Raw genomic sequence first — 19,321 nt, 5'->3', positions numbered from 1 at the left:
CCCCCTCGCCGAAGCGAGGGGGCCCTTTTCGTCAGAACGTCAGCCCTTGGCCATCTCGTAGCGCAGCAGGTCGTTGAACGTGAACGTGCCCGTCGGCTGGTCGTCCTTGCCGAGCAGGTAGAGACGCTTCACGGCCACGAGGATGCCCTCGGCCACGATGTCGCGGAACCCGGGAGTCGCGAGGCGTGCCCGGTCCTCCGCGTTCGTCAGGTAGCCCACCTCGACGCGGACGGCCGTGCAGCGGGTGAGCCGCAGCAGGTCCCACGTCTTCGGGTGCGAACCGCAGTTCGACATCGTCGTGCGGGCGGTGACCTCGCGCTGGATGAACCCGGCCAGCGCCTCACCGACCGTGGACGACGTGCCGTTGCCGGTGCCGTAGTGGAACGTCGACACGCCCTGCGCGTTCGGCGACGAGTTGCCGTCGCTGTGCAGCGACAGGATCAGGTCGGCGCCCGCCTCGTTCGCGAACCGGGCGCGCTCCGCCTCGTCCGGGCAGTTGTCCGGACCGCGCGTGAGCAGCGCCTCCATGCCGGTGGCGGCCATCTTGCCCTCGAGGCGACGGGCCAGGTCCAGCATCAGCTCGGCCTCGGACAGTCCGTCCACGACCACACCGCGGTCCTGGCCGCCGTGGCCGGGGTCGATCACGATCCGCTTGCCGGACAGGCGCGAACCGGCACCGCGGAGCCGTTCCTGCTCCCGCAGCAGCTGCGGACGGCCGCCGCGGACCTTCGGCTGGAGCTGGCGCAACGCGCGGACGGTGTCGGGACCGCACATGCCGTCCACGATCAGTCCGTAGTCGCGCTGGAAGTTCCTCAGCGCCTGCTCGGTCTGCTGGCCGAACACACCGTTGGCGCGGCCGGCGTCGTATCCGAGCTCCAGCATGCGTTCCTGCAGCACGAGCACGTCGTCACCGGTCGTCGGCTGCGACATCAGGTACGCGAGCGGCCGGTCCCCCAACCGGAACGTCGCGTCACGCAGCGAACGGTAGGTCGCCGGGCCGACGATGCCATCGATGATCAGCCCCCGCTGCTGCTGGAACGCGCGCACGGCGTGCTCGACCTGCTGGTCGAACACCGGCGGCGCCTGTGGGTCGGCCGGCGGAAGCAGTCCGAGCCTGGTCAGGATCGACCGGATCTCGGCAACATCACTTCCGACGTCCCCGCGGCGGAGCAGCTGCATGCACCCTCGCTCGACTAGGGCGCCGAACCTGGTCGGCGCGTCAGTTGGGAAGTCCTCATTGTGCCCTGCTGCGCTTAGTGATCGATGCAGGGCTACTCACAGTCGTACCGGGATCACCGTCCCGGCACCAAAACGAACGTGACCCGCTCGTCTTATCGATAGACGGGCGGGCCACGTTGCGCGTTGCAAAGAAATTCTTAGCTCATGCAAGTTCTCCGGCTCAGGCCAGGACGTCCTGCAGGTCCTTGAGCAGCGCGGCCTTGGGCTTCGCGCCGACGATCTGCTTCACCGGGCGACCGCCCTGGAACAGGATCAGCGTCGGGACGGACATGATCTGGTAGTCGCGGGCGATCGACGGGTTGGCGTCGATGTCGACCTTGGCGACGGTGATCTTCTCGCCGTGCTCGGCCGCGATCTCCTCCAGCACCGGCGCAACCATCTTGCACGGGCCGCACCAGGTCGCCCAGAAGTCGACCAGCACGGGCTTCTCGCTGGTCAGAACGTCGTCCGCGAACGACTTGTCGGTCACCGTGACGGTGGCGCCTGCCATGTTGCTCTCCCTAAAACGTCTCGCAGAAGGAACTTCAGATGCTCTTGCCGTAGCCGCCACCGACCGCCTCGGCGGCGATCTCGGCCTGCTCGGTGCCGTGCTCGGCGAGCCACCGCTCCGCGTCGATCGCGGCACTGCAACCGGAGCCGGCGGCGGTGATGGCCTGGCGGTATTCGTGGTCCACCAGGTCACCGGCGGCGAACACGCCGTCCAGGTTCGTGTAGGAGGACTTGTCCTTGGTCAGGACGTACCCCTCCGCGTCCAGGTCGACCTGGCCCTTGACCAGCGCCGAACGCGGGTCGTGACCGATCGCCAGGAAGAACCCGGTGACGGGCATCTCCGACTCGGCGCCGGTCTTCGTGTCCTTGATCTTGATCGCGGACACGGTGCCGTCACCCAGCACGTCGGTGACCTGCGTGTTCAGCTGCCACTTGATCTTCTCGTTGGCGCGGGCGCGCTCGAGCATGACCTTCGAGGCCCGGAACTCCTCGCGGCGGTGGATGACCGTCACGGACTTGGCGAAGCGAGTGAGGAACGTCGCTTCCTCCATCGCCGTGTCGCCACCGCCGACCACGGCGATGTCGTGGTCGCGGAAGAAGAACCCGTCACACGTCGCACACGCGGACACGCCACGGCCGAGCAGCTCCTGCTCACCGGGGATGTCGAGGTACCGGGCCGCGGCACCCATCGCGAGGATGACGGCCTTGGCCTCGTACTCGACGCCGTTCGCGACGACCTTCTTGATCTCACCGGTCAGCTCGACCGACTCGACGTCCTCGGCGCGCAGTTCGGCACCGAAGCGGGTGGCCTGCTCGCGCATCTGCTCCATGAGCTCGGGGCCCATGATGCCGTCGCGGAAGCCGGGGTAGTTCTCGACCTCGGTCGTCGTCATGAGGGCGCCGCCGTACTGCGAACCCTCGAAGACCAGGGGCTCCAGCTGCGCGCGTGCCGCGTAGACCGCCGCGGTGTACCCCGCCGGTCCCGATCCAATGATGATCACGTTGCGCACGCTCACGGCTCTGCAACTCCTCGATCTCGTCGTCTGACTGGCTCAACGGATCGTAGGTGCAGCTAATTCCGTGACTTCCGCGACTACCTCTTGATCGTGGTGTCGGCCAGCACGCCTTCGGGCTTGTCCGGTCCGCAGGTCGCCGGGTCCAGCACCACGAGGCGGAACTGGCCGAGACCGGCGGGCAGGATCGCCATGACCGCGTTCTTGCCGTCGAGGTTGATCGGGCTGATGCCGAGCGGGTTGCCCGAGCTGGTGATGCCGCCGCCCTTCAGACAGCCGGCCAGCCGGTCGGGCGTCTCGAGCGGGCCGTAGTTCTGCGCCTTGAGCACCTCGCCGACGGCGGAGCCGAGCTCGGCCTCCGACAACGCGAGCGGAGGGGCGGCGTTCGCGCTGGTGGACGACGCGGTCGGCGCGGGTGCGGCGTCGTTCGCGGGCGGCTTCTGCGCACCCGGTGACACGGCCAGCACGATGCCGAACGCGGCAGCGGCGGCGACCAGCACACCGGCCCCGCCCATGCCGAGGCGGCGGTTGCGGCGCTTGCGTGCGTCGTTCAGCGACACGACCGGCGCGATGCCCGGACGGGCCTCCGCGGCCAGTGCGGCGTCGATCCGGGCGGCCACGTGGTCGGGCATCGGGATCGCCGGCAACGACTGCAGGTCCATCAGCGTCGCGTCGAGCGCCTGCAGGATCTCCCTGGCGTCGCGGTCTGCCTCGACCCTCGGGCGCAGCTGTGCGGCGACCTCAGGGGGCAGCACGCCCGCGTGCAGGTCCGCGATGAGGTCAACAGACCACGGCGGACCCATCGGCACGCGCTCCATGCCGGTCATCGGCCCTCCCACTGACGTTGCTCTTGCACATTCACACCGTCAGCTGGGACGTTCGCATCTGCGATTCGGTTCCTGAGGTGCCCGAGAACTTTGGCGAGCTTGGCGCGGCCACGCGCGCACCGGCTCTTGACCGTGCCCTCCGCGATGCCGAGGAGTTTCGCCGTTTCGGCGACCGAATACCCCTCGACGTCGACGAGCACGATGGGCGCCCGCTGCTCCTCCGGCAGCTCCATCAACGCCTGCTGCACCATCAGGCTGGTCTCGCGGTCGCTCATCGCGTCACGGGGAGCGACGGGTTCGCCGGGACCGGCCTCGGGCAGCGGCACTGTCGGTCTTGTTTGTCGGCGTCTCATCCGATCGAGACACGCGTTGACCACGATGCGGTGAAGCCAGGTGGTCACCTGTGACTCCGCGCGGAACGACGACGCCGCCCGGAAGGCCGAGATGAACGCCTCCTGCAGCGCGTCCGCGGCCTCTTCCGGATCACGCAGCGTGCGCAACGCCACCGCCCACATCCGGTCGCGGTGCCGTTTGACCAGCTCCGAGAACGCGTAGGGGTCACCTGCGGCGTGGGCCGAGATGAGTTCGGCGTCCGAGCTGGCTGCGGCGGTCACGGGACGCACTTTAGCGAGGGTGATCACAGATCACCCGGACAGGTCTACCCAGAGTGCACGCGTAGTTCTACTGGGCTCGCGTGTACAGGACCTCTCGGATCTCCGTCTGGTTCTTGCCACCGCCGGAGCTCGTCAGCTGCGTGATCCAGATCAGCACGTGACCGGTCGGTTCGTGGTCGTTCAGCTGGATCTGCGTCTGCCCGTCGGACAGGTCCGCGACGCCGATGACCTTGGTCTCCTCGATCGGCGAGTCGAGCGCGGACGCCACCCGGATCTCGACGTGCGTGCCCTTGCTGGGCGAGGTGACCGTGACCGAGGCCAGCTTCACCGGTTCCGCGAACGACGCCATCAGCCCGATGCCGGGCTTGAGCGTCGGGAACTGCTGGAAGTAGTTGTCGGTCCGCCAGAACGTGCCCGCGTTGTTGTCGACCGCCCGGCTCGCCTGGTTCGCGTTGTCGGGCTGGTTCGTGACGTCGTAGACGCCGATCTGGCCCGGCTGCACCGGACCCGCCGCCGCGGGCGGAGGCGCGGTCTGGCCGTTCGACCCCGGCTGGTTGATCACCACGGTCGGGCCGCCGCCCTTGGACGGCTCGTCGCTGAAGAACCCGACGATCTGCACGCTCAGCCAGACGATCACGGTCAGCGTGGCCAGCGCGAGCACGCCGACGCTGATCCACAGCTTCTTCTTCTGCTGCTTGTCCTGGCGCGGCCGCTGGGTCGTCCACACGACCTGGTCGTCGTCATCACGGGTCGCCGCCACGGCCGGGATCAGCGACGTCTGCGCTTCCTCGGCCGCGATCTGGTCGAGGACCTGCAGGATCGCCGCGGACGTGCGGATGCCGCCCACCGACGTGTCCTCCAGCGAACGCACCGCGACGGACGACAGGTCGTGCGGCAGGTACGGGTGCAGCGCGTTCGGTGCGACCACGGACCCGTCCGGCCCCGTTGGCGCGACCGGCACGCCCTGGGGGCCGCCCGGCAGCGCCCACCGGCCGGTGAGCAGCAGGTACAGGATCGCGCCGAGGCCCTTGACGTCGTCGCGTGCGATCGCGTCCGGCCGCGGACCGGGGAACGCGAGGCGCAGGCGGCCGTCCGAGGTGACCCGGATGCGCTGCGGGTGGTCGGCGCCCAGCACGAGGCCGGCGTGGTGCGCGCCCTCGATGGCGGCGCCGAGCGGTTCGAGCAGGCGGGTCGCGGCGCCCGCCGGCAGCGGGCCCTCCGCGATGAGGTCCATCAGGTCGGTGCCCTGGGTCCACTCGGCGATGACGATGCCGAGGATGCCCTCGTCGGGACGGATGCCGGTGCCGGGCGTCAACACGTCGATCACCCTCGACACACCGGGGTGCGTGAACGACGACGCGTGCATCGCGCGTTCGACCGTTCGGCGGGCACGACCGGCTGCCTCGTTGTCCGCGAGGTTGCCCAGCAGGACCGTCAGCGCGACGTCCCGGTTGAGCTGACCGTCCCTCGCTCGCCACAACTCCGCGTTGGACCTGGCGTCCGCGCCGGATTTCGCGAGCAGCCGGTAGCGGCCATTGCCGATGACGCCGCCGGGATTCAGGGCGGCGTGAACTCCGCTACTCACGGACACCAGGCTACGGGAAGGCGCTCACGGACTGGAGTCACCTTCGCCGCACCAAACGGTTGATCTTGGCGATCGCCGGCTTCATCTCGGGCACCCGGAACGCCGCCAAAAGGCCGAACGCGAGCGGCAGGCCGATCAGCGTCACCAGGACGAGCTCGACCCAGCTGGACATGTACACGCTGGAGAAGTCGAACAGGCCCTGGACCAGCCAGTTCACGCCCTTGGCGACGCCGAAGGCCAGCGAGGACGCCACGACGGTGAGGCAGACGGTCCAGATGGTGAAGCCGGTGCGCAGCCGACCGAGGCGGAACCGCAGCCACACCTGACCGACGATCGCGCCGAAGACGAAGCTCAGCGACATCGCGAGCGACACGCCGACGGCGAGCTGTTCGGCGTCACCCGGCGTGGAGATGCCGAGGAACAGGTAGAGCAACCCGATGCGCACCGCCACGATCAACGCCTGGATGAGCGTCGGCGTGCGTGCGTCCTTCATCGCGTAGAAGACCCGCAGCTGCAGCAGCGTGATCGCGTAGGGCACGAGACCGAACGCCGACAGCGCCAGCGACAGACCGATCCTCGTGCCGCCGGGGATGCCCGAGGCACCCAGGGCGAAGATGCCGAGACCGATCGACAGGCCGGACACGGTCAGCAGCGCGCTGAACGGCATCAGCAGGATCGCCGACATCCGGTTGCCGAACAGCAGGTCGCGGACGATCGACTCCTTGTCGTCGTTCGCGGCCGCCCTGCTCATCTTCGGCATCAGCGCGGTCAGCAGTGAGACGCCGAGGACGCCGTAGGGCACCTGGGCGACCAGCCACTGGTAGTTGAACGCGGTCAGCGCACCCTTGGCACTCGTGGCCACGTTCGTCAGCACGGTCATGCTGGCCAGGCCGAGACCGACGTAGAGCAGCACCCAGAACGCGAGGCCACCGAACTCCGACAGGCGCGAGTCCCAGCCGAACCGCCACTTGAAGCGGAAGCCGGTCTTCTTCAGCGCCGGGAACAGCACCGAGGCCTGCACCAGCACGCCGAGCGCGGTGCCGAGGCCGAGGACCAGCAGGTGCGTGTCGGTCATGCGCACGGGGTTGAGCGTGAGCTCCCCCGGCAGCAACGCGTAGACACCCAAAACGGCGATCACGACGATGTTGTTCAGCACCGGCGCCCAGGTGGGGATGCCGAACACGTGCCGTGCGTTGAGCACGGCGCTGAGCAGCGCTGTCAGGCCGTAGAACACGATGCCCGGCAGCACCAGGTACGCGAACGCGGTGACCAGCGCCGGGTTCGCCTCCGGCGAGTCGGAGACGTAGATGTCGGTGAGCAGTGGCGCGCAGGCCATCGCCAGGACCGTGCCGATGCCGAGGATCAGCGTGCCCATGGTGATCAGCCACTGGGCGTAGGACTCGCCGCCGTCGCCGTCCTCCTTCTCGGCGCGGACCAGCAGCGGGATCGCCACGCTGGTCAGCACGCCGCCGAGGAGCAGCTCGTTGATCATGGTCGGCAGCGTGGACGCCGCCTGGTACGAGTCACCGAGCGTCTCGGCGCCGATCACGGCGATCAGCAGCACCTTCGACAGCAGACCGGTGCCCCGGCTGACGATCGTGGCGATCGCCATCGACCCGCTGGCCCTGGCGACCGACGGTCCCTGCTTCTGCTGCTCTGGCTGGGTGGTCGTGGCTGTCTCGCTCACGCGCTCGACTTCTCCGGTTTGACGTTCTCGATGGACGGTGCGCCGCCGTTCTCGCCGTTGCGAGCACGGACCCGCTTGTAGATGCGCCGTCCGGAGAGCAGGACGAGCGCGATCCCGGCGATCACGGTGATGATCACCGTGATGGTGCCGTAGGCGGACGACGACACCTCCAGCTTGACAGTGTCACCCAGAGCGACGCCCTCGGGAGTGGTCAGCCGGACGCTGACCGGGAACCGGCCGGACCTCAGCACCTCGACGGGCACCCGCACGACGCGTTCGCCGCGGGCGGGAAGCACCTGGTCGGCGAGGTCGAGCTTCCGGATGCCGGGGGTGTCGGCCAGGGTGATCCGGACCGTCACGCGGACGTCGAGCTTGTTCGTGATCGTGACCGGGATCGGGCTGTCGCCGGAGCCGAGCAGGATCGGGCTGTTCGGCTGCGTCACGCCGACCATGCCGGTCAGCGCGTTGAGCTCGCTCTGGCTGACCTCGGCCGCGGACCGGGCGCCCTGCTCGTTGCCCCGCCACGCGCCGGACATCGCCCGCAGCAGCCCGAGCCACAGCGGGTCGGCCAGGTCGCCGGGTGACGCGTGCGCGCTGTCTTCCTGCTGCATGGCCGCGACCAGGCCGTTGAGTTCGACGCTCTGGTTCGTCACGGAGTCCGAGATGATCGGCGAGATCTCCCGCGCACCGGCCTCCGGCGGGTAGGCGATCTTGGCGTTCGTCACCGCGGGGGTGGTGCCGGTGAGCTCCTCGAGCCCGGCCTGGGACGCGTAGCCGCTGGTCAGCAGCTTCTGGGCGGTGGTGAGGAACTCGGTCATCTCCGAGACCGGCGCGTGCCAGCGGCGCGGCGGCGCGACCAGCACGTTGCGGCCGTCGCCCTGCCAGCCGGCGCGGAACACCAGCACCGCCAGCGCGTTCTGCACGGACACCGGCTGGCTCTCGACGGGCGTGGTCACGCCGGACAACGTGCGTGGCCGCGACTCACTGCCCTGCAGCGCGTCCGAGACCATCGAGTCGATCTTCACGGCGGTGACCGGGGTCTTGCCGCCGACACCGACGGGCGCGGTGCCCGGCGCGTCGGCGAGTCCGGTCGGGTCGAGCAGCAACGACTTCGCGCCGGGGTAGCCCTTGTCCGGCTGCGGGGTGACCAGCTCGTCGAACGTCGACTGGTCGAGCACGCCGTCCTCGGGCCACACCAGGTCGGGCAGCGGCCGCACGGACAGGACGTCCTGGATGAGCTTGGGGCCGTCCGTCACCGCGAGGGTGCGCATGGTGGAGAGCTTCGCCCGGTTCAACGCCACGAGGTCGGCGTCGGCGTACGGCAGCGCGACGACGCACCGGCCGGTGACCGCGAGCTTGAGGCGGTCGAGCCACAGCTTCGCCTCGATCCTGCCCTTGCCCTCGGCACCGCCACGCAGCTTGTAGCCGGTGCTCATGGCCTGCACGGTGCGCAGCAGGTCCGGGTCGATGGCCAGGCACATGGCCGTGCTCATCGCCGGCACCGCTTCCTCGTAGGCGTCCAGCAGGCCGTACAGCCGGCCGTTGACCGAGAGGGACGACGCGAGCTCGTCGTCGATCAGCTCCGACTGGCCCTCGCCGCCCAGCCGGACGAGCCGGGGGCGGTCCGCGATCGGCCACAGCACCGTCATCTTCGCGGCGGCGCCCGGCTTGCCCTTGGTCTCGCCGCCGGGCACGCCCAGCACCGGGAGCAGCGTCGACAGCGCCGCGAGCCGTGCCTGGCCGCCGTAGTCCGGCCTGCCGTTGACGTTCGCGAGGATCGGGTAGATGCCCGGCTGCTCGACCTCGAGCGACGTCGGGTCGGTACCGCGCAGCGGCACCTCCAGCGTGAAGTCCTTCTGCTGACCGGGCTCGAGCTCGCCGGCGACCGGCGTGAACCTCGGCTGCACGGCCTCGGCCGCCGCCGGCTCCCGCAACGCCTTGCGCAGGTCGTCCTCGGTGCCGAGCGGCTCACCGCGCTCCAGTCGCAGCACGATGTCGAACACCTTGCGGTCGCCGACGTTCGCGATCTTGCCGGTGATCTTGACGGTCCCCGGCGAGTCGCTCGTGACGAACCGGGGCGTGAGCTGGTCGATGTCGAGCCGCAGGAACTGCGGCTGCGCCGTACCGGGCTGGGCGGAGAGAGATCTGGTCGCCCACACCTGGGTGGCGGGAGCGGGCATGAACGGCAGCGCGTCGATCTCGTCCGGTTGTGACTGCTGGGCGCCGGCGGGCGGCGCGGTCAGCACCACGAACGCGGTGACGGCGGCTGTGCAGACGAACTTCCTCAGGCTCACGCCGACTCCGCCCCGTTCCGGCAGCGGTCGGAGAGCAGTTCGGCGGCTCGGCGGACCAGTCGGCGCTCGTCGGCATACGCGAGTCGCTCGTCCAGTTCGCCGAGTGGCACCCACGCCACCTCGGTGACCTCCACGTCTTCGTCGGAAAGCTCTCCCCCCGTCGCTTCGAGGAGGAAGTGGTGAACCGTCTTGTGCACCCGGCGGTCGTCTGCGACGAACCAGTAGTCGATCGACCCCAACGGGCGCAGCACCCTGCTATGAATACCGGTCTCCTCGGCGACCTCGCGCACCGCGGTCTGTTCCGCGGTCTCGCCGGACTCGATGTGACCCTTGGGCAAAGACCACAGCAACCGGCCTCGCCGGTCAAGTCTGCCGATCACCGCAGCCCGTTGCTCTGCGTCGAGCACCAGGCCGCCGGCCGACGTCTCGTCGACGGTCTCGAGCCTGCGGCCCCGGCGGCGCTTCCGGCGCCCCGGCTTGGGGCTCCCGGAACGTGCGGCTGACGGCGGCATACGGCCGATCGTACTTACGAACCTTGAGTACGCTGGTTTCTCGTGTCTCGATCGCTCCAGCAGAATGCGGTGGTGGAAAAGCCCACCATCACACCAGTCGTCGCTGAGCTCGCCGCTCGGTTCGCAGCCGAGGGCAAGCGCCTCTACCTCGTGGGTGGAAGTGTGCGCGACGCCGTGCTGGTGCGCCCGACGAACGACTTCGACTTCACCACGGACGCGCGACCAGCGGAGATCCAGAAACTGCTGAGCGGCTGGGCCGACGCGCAGTGGGACACCGGCATCGCCTTCGGGACGGTCGGCGCGTCGAAGAAGGGCGAGATCATCGAGATCACGACCTTCCGCGCGGACGTCTACGACGGCGTGACCCGCAACCCCGAGGTGACCTTCGGCGACTCCATCGACGGCGACCTGGTCCGGCGTGACTTCACGGTCAACGCGATGGCGTTCGACATCGCCGCCTCGCAGTTCGTCGACCCGACCGGTGGCCTGCAGGCGGCGCGCGAGGGCGTGCTGGACACCCCCGCGACGCCGCAGGAGTCGTTCGGCGACGACCCGCTGCGCATGCTGCGCGCCGCCCGGTTCGTCTCGCAGCTCGGCTTCACGGCCGCGCCGCGCGTGATCGAGGCGATGCGGTCGATGGCAGGCGAACTCGCCCGCATCACGCCGGAGCGCGTGCAGGTGGAGCTCTCGAAGCTCCTGTGCGGGGCTCACCCCCGCCGCGGCATCGAGCTCATGGTGGAGACCGGGCTGGCCGACGTCGTGCTGCCCGAGCTCACGGCCATGAAGCTGGAGATCGACGAACATCATCAGCACAAGGACGTCTTCGACCACTCGCTGGTTGTGCTGGAACAGGCAATTGATCTTGAAGAAGTTGATCAGTCACCCGATCTGGTGCTGAGGATCGCCGCGCTCCTGCACGACATCGGCAAGCCGGCGACGCGGAAGTTCGAGTCCGGCGGCGGCGTCTCGTTCCACCACCACGAGGTCGTGGGCGCGAAGATGGTCCGCAAGCGCTTGCGGGCGTTGCGGTACTCGAAGGAGATCACCGAGGACGTCGCGAAGCTCGTCTACCTGCACCTCCGCTTCCACGGGTACGGCAACGGCGAGTGGACCGACTCAGCCGTGCGCCGGTACGTGACGGACGCCGGTGACCTGCTGACGCGGTTGCACAAGCTCGTCCGTGCGGACTGCACGACCCGTAACAAGCGCAAGGCGAACCTGCTGCGCCGGACCTACGACTCTCTCGAAGAACGCATCGCGCGCATCGGGGCCGAAGAAGACCTCGCGCGCGTGCGTCCGGACCTCGACGGCAACGAGATCATGAAGCTGCTCGGCCTGGCGCCGGGGCGTGAGGTCGGTGCCGCGTGGAAGTTCCTCAAGGAGCTCAGGCTCGACCGGGGACCGCTGGACCGCGACGACGCCGAGGCCGCGTTGCTCGACTGGGCGCGCGAACAGGGGATCACTCCGCCCGCGCGGTGACTCATTGTGAGTGAACGGAATCCCGGTGTGAGCGAAATGTCAGCGCCGGGGTGCACCATGGGAAGTGCGCCAGGGGGGCGCATGGGGGTGGTGCAGATGATCGTGTGGGGACTTTCCGCAGGTCCTGCCGTACGGGACCTGGACGTGCTGACCGACGACCAACGAGCCGTGCTGAGGTGTCTCGCACGTGGTCACGCCGACCACGAGATCGCGCGCGTGCTCCGCTTCGCGCCGCAGCGGGTGGCCGACGAGGTGGCCGACATCCTGCGGAGGCTGGATCTACCCGATCGGGTGGCTGCCGTCGTCTTCGCGCACGAGGCCGGGATGCTGCACCTGCCGTTCCCGCGCTGACAGGAACAGGTAGGCGGCGAGCCCGACCAGGTAGAGGCACGCGGCGACGAGGATGAGGGCGTGCGAGCGCCCGTTCAGCGGGACGACCATCGCGGTGATGGACACCGCCGTGACCTGCGCGATGTTGAAGAGGGTGTCGTAGAGGGCGAACACGCGCCCGCGCACCTCGTCACCGACGTCGTGCTGCACGGCGGTGTCCACGCAGAGCTTGACGATCTGACCGGCGAAGATGATCACGAAACTGGCCAGCAGGATGGTCGGCAGCGTCATCGGCAGCCCGAGTCCGACCTGGGCCGCGGCGGTCAGCAGCAACGCACCGCAGATCGTGCGCTTGGTGCCGAACCGGTCGACGATCCGGTCGGTCAGGATGCCCGCGAGCAGCACACCGGCACCGCCCGCGACGGCGACCTCGCCGAGCCCGCCGATGCCGGCCTTGAGGATGCCGACGTCCTCCAGGCTGTAGCGCATCAGCAGCAGCGTGATCATCAGGCTGATGCCGAACGCCGCCCGGTGCGCCAGCAACGCGGCCAGCCCGGCCGTCACGCTCGGCGTGCGCCAGGTGGCCTTCGCCCCGTCGACCAGGCCACGGGCGACGGCCGTGATGGCGTGGTTCGGCTCGTCGACCTCGTCCGGCCCGAGCACGCCCGCCTTGAAGCGGCTGGCGATGAACGCGCTGAGCAGCAGCCCGACCACGGCGATGCTGGTGGTCCACGCCGAACCGCCGTCCCCGGCGCCGAGCAGCGTGCGGAACCCGATCGCACAGGCCGCACCGATCACGGCCATGACCGCGCCGGCCGTCGTGGCCAGCGCGTTCGCCTCGACCAGGTGGTCCTCGTCGACGACGTGCGGCAGTGACGCCGAAAGCCCGGACCCGACGAACCGGCCGATGCCCATGACGACGAGCGCGGAGACGTAGAGGGGCACCCCGCTCAGCCCAGCGCCCACGGCGAGCGCGGTGAGCAGCACGAACGTGGCGCGCAGGATGTTCGCGACGACGATGACCCGCTTGCGGTCCCATCGGTCGAGCAGAGCACCCGTGAACGGTCCGATCAGCGAGTACGGCAGGAGCAGCACCGCGAACCCGGCCGCGATCGCCGCGGGATCGGCCTGGCGCTCGGGGTTGAACAGCACGGCCCCGGCGAGTCCGGCCTGGAAGAGCCCGTCACCCCACTGGGACGCGAGGCGGGTGGCGAGAAGTCTGCGGTAGGCGGGGATGCCGAGGAACCGGCGTGATCCCCAGTGGTGCTTCTCCACCGCAAGCGTTGTCACCGTTGCACTCTAAGCGCGTGGTGGTGAAAACCACGAAAGCCGGACCTCGCGGTCCGGCTCCCCTGGTGCCGGATGCCAGGTCGCCTCACGGCGCGGTGCACCAAGCGGTTCCAGCCGAACGGTATTCCGCAAGGGCGGTTGTCTGTTGAGCCCGGGGGACACAAAGACATCCGACACCTCAGTCTAACGGGACGCGGGCCTGAGTTGTTCCGGCGATCACGGGTGATTTCATGGTGACGTGCGTCCCGATGACGAAGTCGAAGTCGAGCCAGGTTCCCTCTTGGTAGCTGCTCCGAGCCTGAACGACCCGAACTTCAAGCGCACCGTCGTCTACATCATCGATCAACGTCCAGAGGGGACCCTCGGCGTCGTGCTGAACCGCCCCTCCGAGGTGGCAGTGCACGACGTGCTGCCGCCGTGGGGTTCACACGTCACGAAGCCGCAGTGCATCTACATCGGCGGCCCGGTCGAGCAGAAGACGGCGTTGTGCCTCGCAGCGTTGAAGGCGGGCACCGACCCGTCCGCCGTGGAGGGTCTGGTCAGCGTGCAGGGCCCGGTCGCCCTGGTCGACCTCGACGCGGAACCGGACGACCTGATGCCGCTGGTGCGCGGCCTGAGGGTGTTCGCGGGCTATTCCGGTTGGGGCGAGGGCCAGCTGCAGGGCGAGATCGACCGCGGCGACTGGTTCGTCGTGACCGGACTGGCCGACGACGTGCTGGTCGGCGCGAAGGCCGATCTGTGGGGCAGGGTGCTGCGCCGGCAGGGCATGCCGCTCGCCCTGCTGTCGACCTACCCGAACGACCCCAAGGACAACTGATTCACGTGAAACGTAGGCACGAAAAAGGCCGGACCGTCGAGCGATCCGGCCTGTCGTTCGAGAGAGGCCTCAGAGGCCCGCGAGCGGCGAGCAACCGCCACCACCGCAGGCGCAGCCACCGCAGCCCTTCGGCTTGACCGGCTCCGGCACCAGCGCGGCGGCCCGGCTGCCCATCACGCCACCGGCGAAGGCGATCGTCAGCGCGCCGATCAGCCCGATGATCCCCGCGGTCACGGCCAGGTCGGCCATCACGAACGCCATCGCGCCGGACACGACGGCGACGACACCGGCGGCGACGTTCGGCACGCCCGCGACTCGGTTGGCCAGCGCGAACGTCTCCTCGTCACGCACGGCGGCGGCGGTGCGCACGCCGACGAAGCGGTTGCGGCGCAGCTTGCCCTGCAGACCCAGCAGACCGACCGCGCCGAGAGCGACGCCGAGCACACCCAGGACGACCGACAGCACGATGTTCACTCCATGAGGGTAAGACGGAACCGTTGTTCACCTCACGCTCACCCCGGTCTGATGTGCCGCAGGCCACCGCCCGGTTCATCGTGCTTGCCCTGCGCTGATACCGTTGAGGGCATGAGCACGGCCCGCCTGCTCCTTATCTAGCCGCGACGACCTCTTCGAGAGACGGTCGGCGCGGCCACCCTCCATGCCCGTCTGGGCTGGGGGGTTTCGTCATGTCAGGGGCAGGAACAGACGTGAGAGGGACCTTGAAATGAGCACGGACGCGGCGGAGATTCCCGCCTACCGCTACACCGCCGAGCTGGCGAACCAGATCGAGGAGCGGTGGCAGCGGTACTGGGAGAACCACGGCACCTACCACGCGCCCAACCCCGTTGGCGCGCTCAAGGGTGACGTGCCCGCGGACAAGCTGTTCGTGCAGGACATGTTCCCGTACCCGAGCGGTGCCGGCCTGCACGTCGGTCACCCGCTGGGCTTCATCGGCACGGACGTCTTCGCGCGGTACCACCGCATGAACGGCCGCAACGTGCTGCACACCATGGGTTTCGACGCGTTCGGCCTGCCCGCGGAGCAGTACGCGGTGCAGACGGGTCAGCACCCGCGCAAGACCACCGAAGACAACATCAACACCTACCTGCGCCAGATCCGCCGGCTGGGGCTGGGTCACGACGAGCGCCGTCGCATCTCGACGATCGATCCCGAGTACTACAAGTGGACTCAGTGGATCTTCTTGCAGATCTTCAACTCCTGGTACGACGCGGACGCCGGCAAGGCTCGTCCGATCGCCGAGTTGATCTCGCAGTTCGAGTCTGGCGAGCGCGACGTCGAGGGCGGCCGCACGTGGTCTGAGCTGTCTTTTGCCGACCAGCAAAGGATCTTGGGCGAATTCCGCCTGGCCTACATGTCGGAGGCGCCCGTCAACTGGTGTCCCGGACTGGGTACTGTCTTGGCGAACGAAGAGGTCACCGCGGACGGTCGCAGTGAGCGTGGCAACTTCCCGGTGTTCAGGAAAAGCCTGCGCCAGTGGATGATGCGCATCACCGCGTACTCGGACCGGCTGATCGACGACCTGGACAGGCTGGACTGGCCGGACAAGGTCAAAGCCATGCAGCGCAACTGGATCGGGCGCTCGCACGGTGCCCGAGTCCGATTTGCGGTGGGAAGCGAGAACATTGAGGTCTTCACGACCCGTCCGGACACGCTGTTCGGCGCGACCTACATGGTCCTGGCACCGGAACACGAGCTGGTGGACCAGATTGCGACGCCCGATCGCGTGGCAGACATCGCCGCGTACCGGCGCGCAGCGTCCCTGAAGTCCGAACTGGACCGTCAGGAGAACAAGGAGAAGACCGGCGTCTTCATCGGGGCGTACGCCACGAACCCGGTGAACGGCAAGGACATCCCGGTCTACATCGCCGACTACGTGCTGATGGGCTACGGCACGGGCGCGATCATGGCCGTGCCCGGCCAGGACCAGCGCGACTGGGACTTCGCGAAGAAGTTCGACCTGCCGATCATCCGCACGGTCCAGCCGTCGGACGGCTTCGAGGGCGACGCCTACACCGGCGACGGCCCCGCGGTGAACTCGCGCCAAGAAAACGGGCTCAGCTTGGACGGCATGGCGATCGACGAAGCCAAGAAGACGATGATCGGCTGGCTGGAGGACAACGGCCACGGTCACGGCACCGTCCAGTTCAAGCTGCGCGACTGGCTGTTCAGCCGCCAGCGCTACTGGGGCGAGCCGTTCCCGGTCGTCTACGACGAGGCCGGCACCGCCATCGCGCTGCCCGAGTCGATGCTGCCGATCGAACTGCCCGAGGTCGACGACTACTCGCCGCGCACCTTCGACCCGGAGGACGCGAACACCGAGCCGTCGCCGCCGCTGTCGCGCGCGACCGAGTGGACGACCGTCGAGCTGGACCTGGGCGACGGCCTGAAGACGTACCGCCGCGACACGAACACCATGCCGAACTGGGCGGGTTCGTGCTGGTACCAGCTGCGCTACGTCGACCCGGTCGAGACCGAGCGGTTCGTCAACCCGGAGAACGAGCGGTACTGGCTGGGCCCGCGCACGGCCGAGCACGGCGCGACCGACCCCGGCGGCGTCGACCTGTACATCGGCGGCGTCGAGCACGCGGTCCTGCACCTGCTGTACTCGCGCTTCTGGCAGAAGGTCCTGTTCGACCTGGGCCACCTGTCCGGCGACGAGCCGTACCGCCGCCTGTTCAACCAGGGCTACATCCAGGCGTACGCGTACGTCGACCCGCGAGGCGTCTACGTGCCGGCCGACGAGGTCGTCGAGCAGGACGGCAAGTACACGTACAACGGCGAGGAAGTCCGCCGTGAGTACGGAAAGATGGGCAAGAGCCTGAAGAACGTCGTCACGCCGGACGAGATGTGCGAGAAGTACGGCGCCGACACCTTCCGGTTCTACGAGATGTCCATGGGCCCGATGGACGTGTCACGTCCGTGGGCGACCAAGGACGTCGTTGGCGCGCAACGCTTCATGCAGCGCCTGTGGCGCAACCTGGTCAACGAGGCAGACGGCTCGCTGCGCGTCACCGCCGAAGAGCCTTCGGTGGAAGCGTTGCGCCTGCTGCACAAGACCATCGCCGGCGTCCACGACGACTACGCGAACCTGCGCTACAACACGGCGGGCGCGAAGCTGATCGAGCTGAACAACTACGTCACCAAGCACTACTCGTCCGGCACGCCCCGCGCGCTGGCCGAGGCCCTGGTGCTGATGCTGGCTCCGCAGGCCCCGCACGTGGCCGAGGAACTGTGGTCGAAGCTGGGCAACGACGGCTCGCTGGCACACGGCCCGTTCCCGAAGGCCGACGAGCAGTACCTGGTCGAGGACACGGTCGAGTACCCGATCCAGGTCAACGGCAAGGTCCGCTCGCGCGTCGTCGTCTCGGCGTCCGCGGCGCAGGACGAGATCAAGGCCGCCGCCCTGGCGGAGGAGAAGATCGCCGAACTGGTCGCCGGTGGCGAGCCGCGCAAGGTGATCGTGGTCCCCGGTCGCCTGGTGAACATCGTTCTGTAGTGACGAGAGGAGCCGGCGTGGCTACGGCTGCGCCGGCTCGATCTCGGTGGGCCACGCCTCCGGTGCCGGTCCGAATGCGCGCCGGGAGGCACGGACGGCCAGTGCGGCGACGGTGGCGTTGGCAGCGCCCCCGATCACGGCACCGATGCCGAACGGGACCGCCTGGCCGAGCACGATGATCCCCTGCTTGGTGCCGTACTTGGTGACGAAGTTCTTGCCCAGGACCTTGTTGATCTGCTTCAACGTCGCCGTGGGTACCGCGCTGACGAGCTGACGGGCCCAGTGCTGACCGGTGCGCTCGGCGACCTTGCCGATGCTCTTGGAGCCGGACTCGCCGAGCAGGATCCCGAGGACGAGAGTCCGGCGTCGTTCGATCTCGTCGAGCGGGACCCCGTGGACCTCGGCGACCGAGAGCACGTACAGGGTGCTCAGTTCGAGCGACGAGAGCGCCTCGCCCGCTGACAGCGCCAGTGAGATCCCGGTGCCGACGCCGGGCGCGGCCGCGGCCCCTCCGACTGCGGCGCCCGTGCTCGTCAGTGCGCTGACGTACATCTTCTCCAGCGTGCCGATGACCTCTTCCGGCGTCGCCTCCGGGTTGCGCTGACGGGCACGGGCGATGTTCTTGCGCACCATCCCCGTCTGCAGGCCGATGGCCTTGTCCACCAGGTCGAGGATGGCCTGGCCCGCTCCGCCCGACGACTCCGGTTCCTCGACGGTGGCAGGCAGTTCTGGGGAGGGTGCCGGGTTCTGGGCGTCGACCATGCTCGTTTGTCGCCGAACACCCGCTCCGCGCTACATCAGCGGATCGGAGAGTCCTCCGGGAACCCGATGTCCGTCAACATCTGGTCCAGCATGCTGTCGAACATCGGCTCCGGGTTGCTCACCGCGAACGGGAACCGCCCGAACACCTCCAGCGCCACGTGCCCGTACAGCCGCACCCACGACTGCACGACGTGGTAGATCTTGCCCAGGTTCAGGACCTCGTCCGCCAGCGTCACGCCGTGCGCCGCCACCGCGTCCCGCAGCACCTGCTGGAAACGGACCAGGTCCTCGTGCAGCACCGCGGGCACCTCCTCGCCCACGTGGTTCGCGTCCTCGTTGGACGCGATCAGCGGCCCGGCCAGCTGCAGGAACACCGAGCCGAACTGGTCGGCTCCCAGGGGGTCGCGCGGCGAGGCGAACACCAGCGCGAACTCCTGCGGGTGGGCCAGCGCCCAGCGGCGGAACGCGTGGCAGACAGCGCGCACCTTGCACCCCACCAGGCCTGACGTGTCCGCGGCGAGGTCCGCGTACAGCGCTGCCGCCATGTCGGCGCAGATGTCGTCGCAGAGCTGGCGCAGCAGCGCGTCGTGCGAGTCGTAGTAGCGGTACAGGGCTGGTGCGGTGATGCCTAGTTTGCGGGCGATCGCACGCAGGGTAACCGCGTCGCGGCCGCTCTCCACCAAAAGAGTGCGGGCCGCTTGCCGAATCTCACGCTCGGTCTCGGCGCGGAGTCGTTCTCGGCGAGTGGCCTCGGTCATATGTCACTCCATCGGGTTGTAGACCCCGCCCACTGACCCGTACGGTTTTCAGTGAACGGTGTTTACAAGAGTTCACGGGATTTACAGCACGGTAACCCAGGAGGCCGG

17 protein-coding genes are annotated in these 19,321 nt (G+C 68.8%); 4 read left to right on the top strand and 13 right to left on the bottom strand.

Annotation, left to right across the window (positions count from 1 at the left end; genetic code table 11):
- Window positions 1–39: 39 nt before the first annotated feature.
- The 9 genes from PV646_RS10640 to PV646_RS10600 all read right to left on the bottom strand — a co-directional run bounded on the left by PV646_RS10640 (window position 40) and on the right by PV646_RS10600 (window position 10,260).
- A complete protein-coding gene (locus PV646_RS10640) occupies window positions 40–1,179 on the bottom strand; it encodes an N-acetylmuramoyl-L-alanine amidase (RefSeq protein WP_500341257.1) in 1,140 nt (379 codons plus the stop codon).
- Window positions 1,180–1,399: 220 nt separating this feature from the next.
- Entirely contained in the window at window positions 1,400–1,729 is a 330-nt protein-coding gene (trxA, locus tag PV646_RS10635; RefSeq protein ID WP_093595124.1) for a thioredoxin, read from the bottom strand.
- Window positions 1,730–1,763: 34 nt separating this feature from the next.
- On the bottom strand, window positions 1,764–2,744 hold the full coding sequence (trxB, locus tag PV646_RS10630; RefSeq protein ID WP_500341256.1) for a thioredoxin-disulfide reductase: 981 nt from the start codon (window positions 2,742–2,744) through the stop codon (window positions 1,764–1,766).
- A gap of 77 nt (window positions 2,745–2,821) precedes the next feature.
- On the bottom strand, window positions 2,822–3,568 hold the full coding sequence (locus PV646_RS10625) for an RsmA family anti-sigma factor (protein WP_500341255.1): 747 nt from the start codon (window positions 3,566–3,568) through the stop codon (window positions 2,822–2,824).
- Window positions 3,565–4,182: an RNA polymerase sigma factor SigM gene (gene sigM / locus PV646_RS10620; protein ID WP_500341254.1), complete on the bottom strand. Its 618-nt coding sequence runs from the start codon at window positions 4,180–4,182 to the stop codon at window positions 3,565–3,567. The genes PV646_RS10625 and sigM overlap by 4 nt, the downstream gene beginning before the upstream one ends.
- A 67-nt stretch (window positions 4,183–4,249) precedes the next feature.
- A complete protein-coding gene (locus tag PV646_RS10615; protein WP_500341253.1) occupies window positions 4,250–5,767 on the bottom strand; it encodes a protein kinase family protein in 1,518 nt (505 codons plus the stop codon).
- A 37-nt stretch (window positions 5,768–5,804) separates the two neighbouring features.
- Entirely contained in the window at window positions 5,805–7,454 is a 1,650-nt protein-coding gene (murJ, locus tag PV646_RS10610; RefSeq protein WP_500341252.1) for a murein biosynthesis integral membrane protein MurJ, read from the bottom strand.
- The gene (locus PV646_RS10605; protein ID WP_500341251.1) at window positions 7,451–9,748 is read right to left on the bottom strand and encodes a DUF6049 family protein; all 2,298 of its coding nucleotides are present in this window, start codon (window positions 9,746–9,748) and stop codon (window positions 7,451–7,453) included. The genes murJ and PV646_RS10605 overlap by 4 nt, the downstream gene beginning before the upstream one ends.
- Window positions 9,745–10,260 (bottom strand): NUDIX hydrolase, encoded by a 516-nt coding sequence (locus PV646_RS10600; protein ID WP_500341250.1) that lies wholly within the window; start codon window positions 10,258–10,260, stop codon window positions 9,745–9,747. The genes PV646_RS10605 and PV646_RS10600 overlap by 4 nt, the downstream gene beginning before the upstream one ends.
- Before the next feature lie 72 nt (window positions 10,261–10,332).
- On the opposite strand from PV646_RS10600, the gene PV646_RS10595 reads away from it, so the two are divergent.
- Both PV646_RS10595 and PV646_RS10590 read left to right on the top strand, forming a co-directional pair.
- A complete protein-coding gene (locus PV646_RS10595; RefSeq protein WP_500341249.1) occupies window positions 10,333–11,739 on the top strand; it encodes a CCA tRNA nucleotidyltransferase in 1,407 nt (468 codons plus the stop codon).
- An 81-nt stretch (window positions 11,740–11,820) separates the two neighbouring features.
- Window positions 11,821–12,090: a LuxR C-terminal-related transcriptional regulator gene (locus PV646_RS10590; protein WP_500341248.1), complete on the top strand. Its 270-nt coding sequence runs from the start codon at window positions 11,821–11,823 to the stop codon at window positions 12,088–12,090.
- Here PV646_RS10590 and PV646_RS10585 read toward each other — a convergent pair.
- Window positions 12,019–13,359, bottom strand: a complete 1,341-nt coding sequence (locus PV646_RS10585) for an MFS transporter (RefSeq protein WP_500341247.1) — start codon at window positions 13,357–13,359, stop codon at window positions 12,019–12,021. The two genes, PV646_RS10590 and PV646_RS10585, sit on opposite strands and share 72 nt — an antisense overlap.
- Before the next feature lie 238 nt (window positions 13,360–13,597).
- On the opposite strand from PV646_RS10585, the gene PV646_RS10580 reads away from it, so the two are divergent.
- Window positions 13,598–14,176 (top strand): YqgE/AlgH family protein, encoded by a 579-nt coding sequence (locus PV646_RS10580; protein WP_500341246.1) that lies wholly within the window; start codon window positions 13,598–13,600, stop codon window positions 14,174–14,176.
- A gap of 69 nt (window positions 14,177–14,245) precedes the next feature.
- On the opposite strand, the gene PV646_RS10575 is transcribed toward PV646_RS10580, so the two are convergent.
- Entirely contained in the window at window positions 14,246–14,650 is a 405-nt protein-coding gene (locus PV646_RS10575; protein ID WP_500341245.1) for an SdpI family protein, read from the bottom strand.
- Window positions 14,651–14,900: 250 nt separating this feature from the next.
- On the opposite strand from PV646_RS10575, the gene leuS reads away from it, so the two are divergent.
- A complete protein-coding gene (leuS, locus tag PV646_RS10570; RefSeq protein ID WP_500341244.1) occupies window positions 14,901–17,693 on the top strand; it encodes a leucine--tRNA ligase in 2,793 nt (930 codons plus the stop codon).
- Window positions 17,694–17,714: 21 nt separating this feature from the next.
- Here the strand turns inward: leuS and PV646_RS10565 are convergent, their stop codons facing one another.
- Both PV646_RS10565 and PV646_RS10560 read right to left on the bottom strand, forming a co-directional pair.
- Window positions 17,715–18,455 (bottom strand): hypothetical protein, encoded by a 741-nt coding sequence (locus tag PV646_RS10565; protein ID WP_500341243.1) that lies wholly within the window; start codon window positions 18,453–18,455, stop codon window positions 17,715–17,717.
- A gap of 35 nt (window positions 18,456–18,490) precedes the next feature.
- Window positions 18,491–19,213: a TetR/AcrR family transcriptional regulator gene (locus PV646_RS10560; RefSeq protein ID WP_500341242.1), complete on the bottom strand. Its 723-nt coding sequence runs from the start codon at window positions 19,211–19,213 to the stop codon at window positions 18,491–18,493.
- Window positions 19,214–19,321 lie beyond the last annotated feature (108 nt).

The sequence above is a fragment of the Streptomyces sp. ID05-26A genome, assembly GCF_033794685.1.
In the GTDB taxonomy this organism is placed as follows: Bacteria; Actinomycetota; Actinomycetes; order Mycobacteriales; family Pseudonocardiaceae; genus Lentzea.
Note: the sequence above shows the minus strand (reverse complement) of the source record. Positions and strands in the feature narration are given on the sequence as shown.

Excerpts from the sequence above, each read along its gene's own strand:
- PV646_RS10560 (WP_500341242.1), bottom strand. The coding sequence starts at position 19,213 with ATGACCGAGGCCACTCGCCGAGAACGACTCCGCGCCGAGACCGAGCGT.
- PV646_RS10600 (WP_500341250.1), bottom strand. The coding sequence starts at position 10,260 with ATGCCGCCGTCAGCCGCACGTTCCGGGAGCCCCAAGCCGGGGCGCCGG.
- PV646_RS10640 (WP_500341257.1), bottom strand. The coding sequence starts at position 1,179 with ATGCAGCTGCTCCGCCGCGGGGACGTCGGAAGTGATGTTGCCGAGATC.
- PV646_RS10590 (WP_500341248.1), top strand. The coding sequence starts at position 11,821 with ATGGGGGTGGTGCAGATGATCGTGTGGGGACTTTCCGCAGGTCCTGCC.
- PV646_RS10565 (WP_500341243.1), bottom strand. The coding sequence starts at position 18,455 with ATGGTCGACGCCCAGAACCCGGCACCCTCCCCAGAACTGCCTGCCACC.
- PV646_RS10625 (WP_500341255.1), bottom strand. The coding sequence starts at position 3,568 with ATGACCGGCATGGAGCGCGTGCCGATGGGTCCGCCGTGGTCTGTTGAC.
- trxA (WP_093595124.1), bottom strand. The coding sequence starts at position 1,729 with ATGGCAGGCGCCACCGTCACGGTGACCGACAAGTCGTTCGCGGACGAC.
- leuS (WP_500341244.1), top strand. The coding sequence starts at position 14,901 with ATGAGCACGGACGCGGCGGAGATTCCCGCCTACCGCTACACCGCCGAG.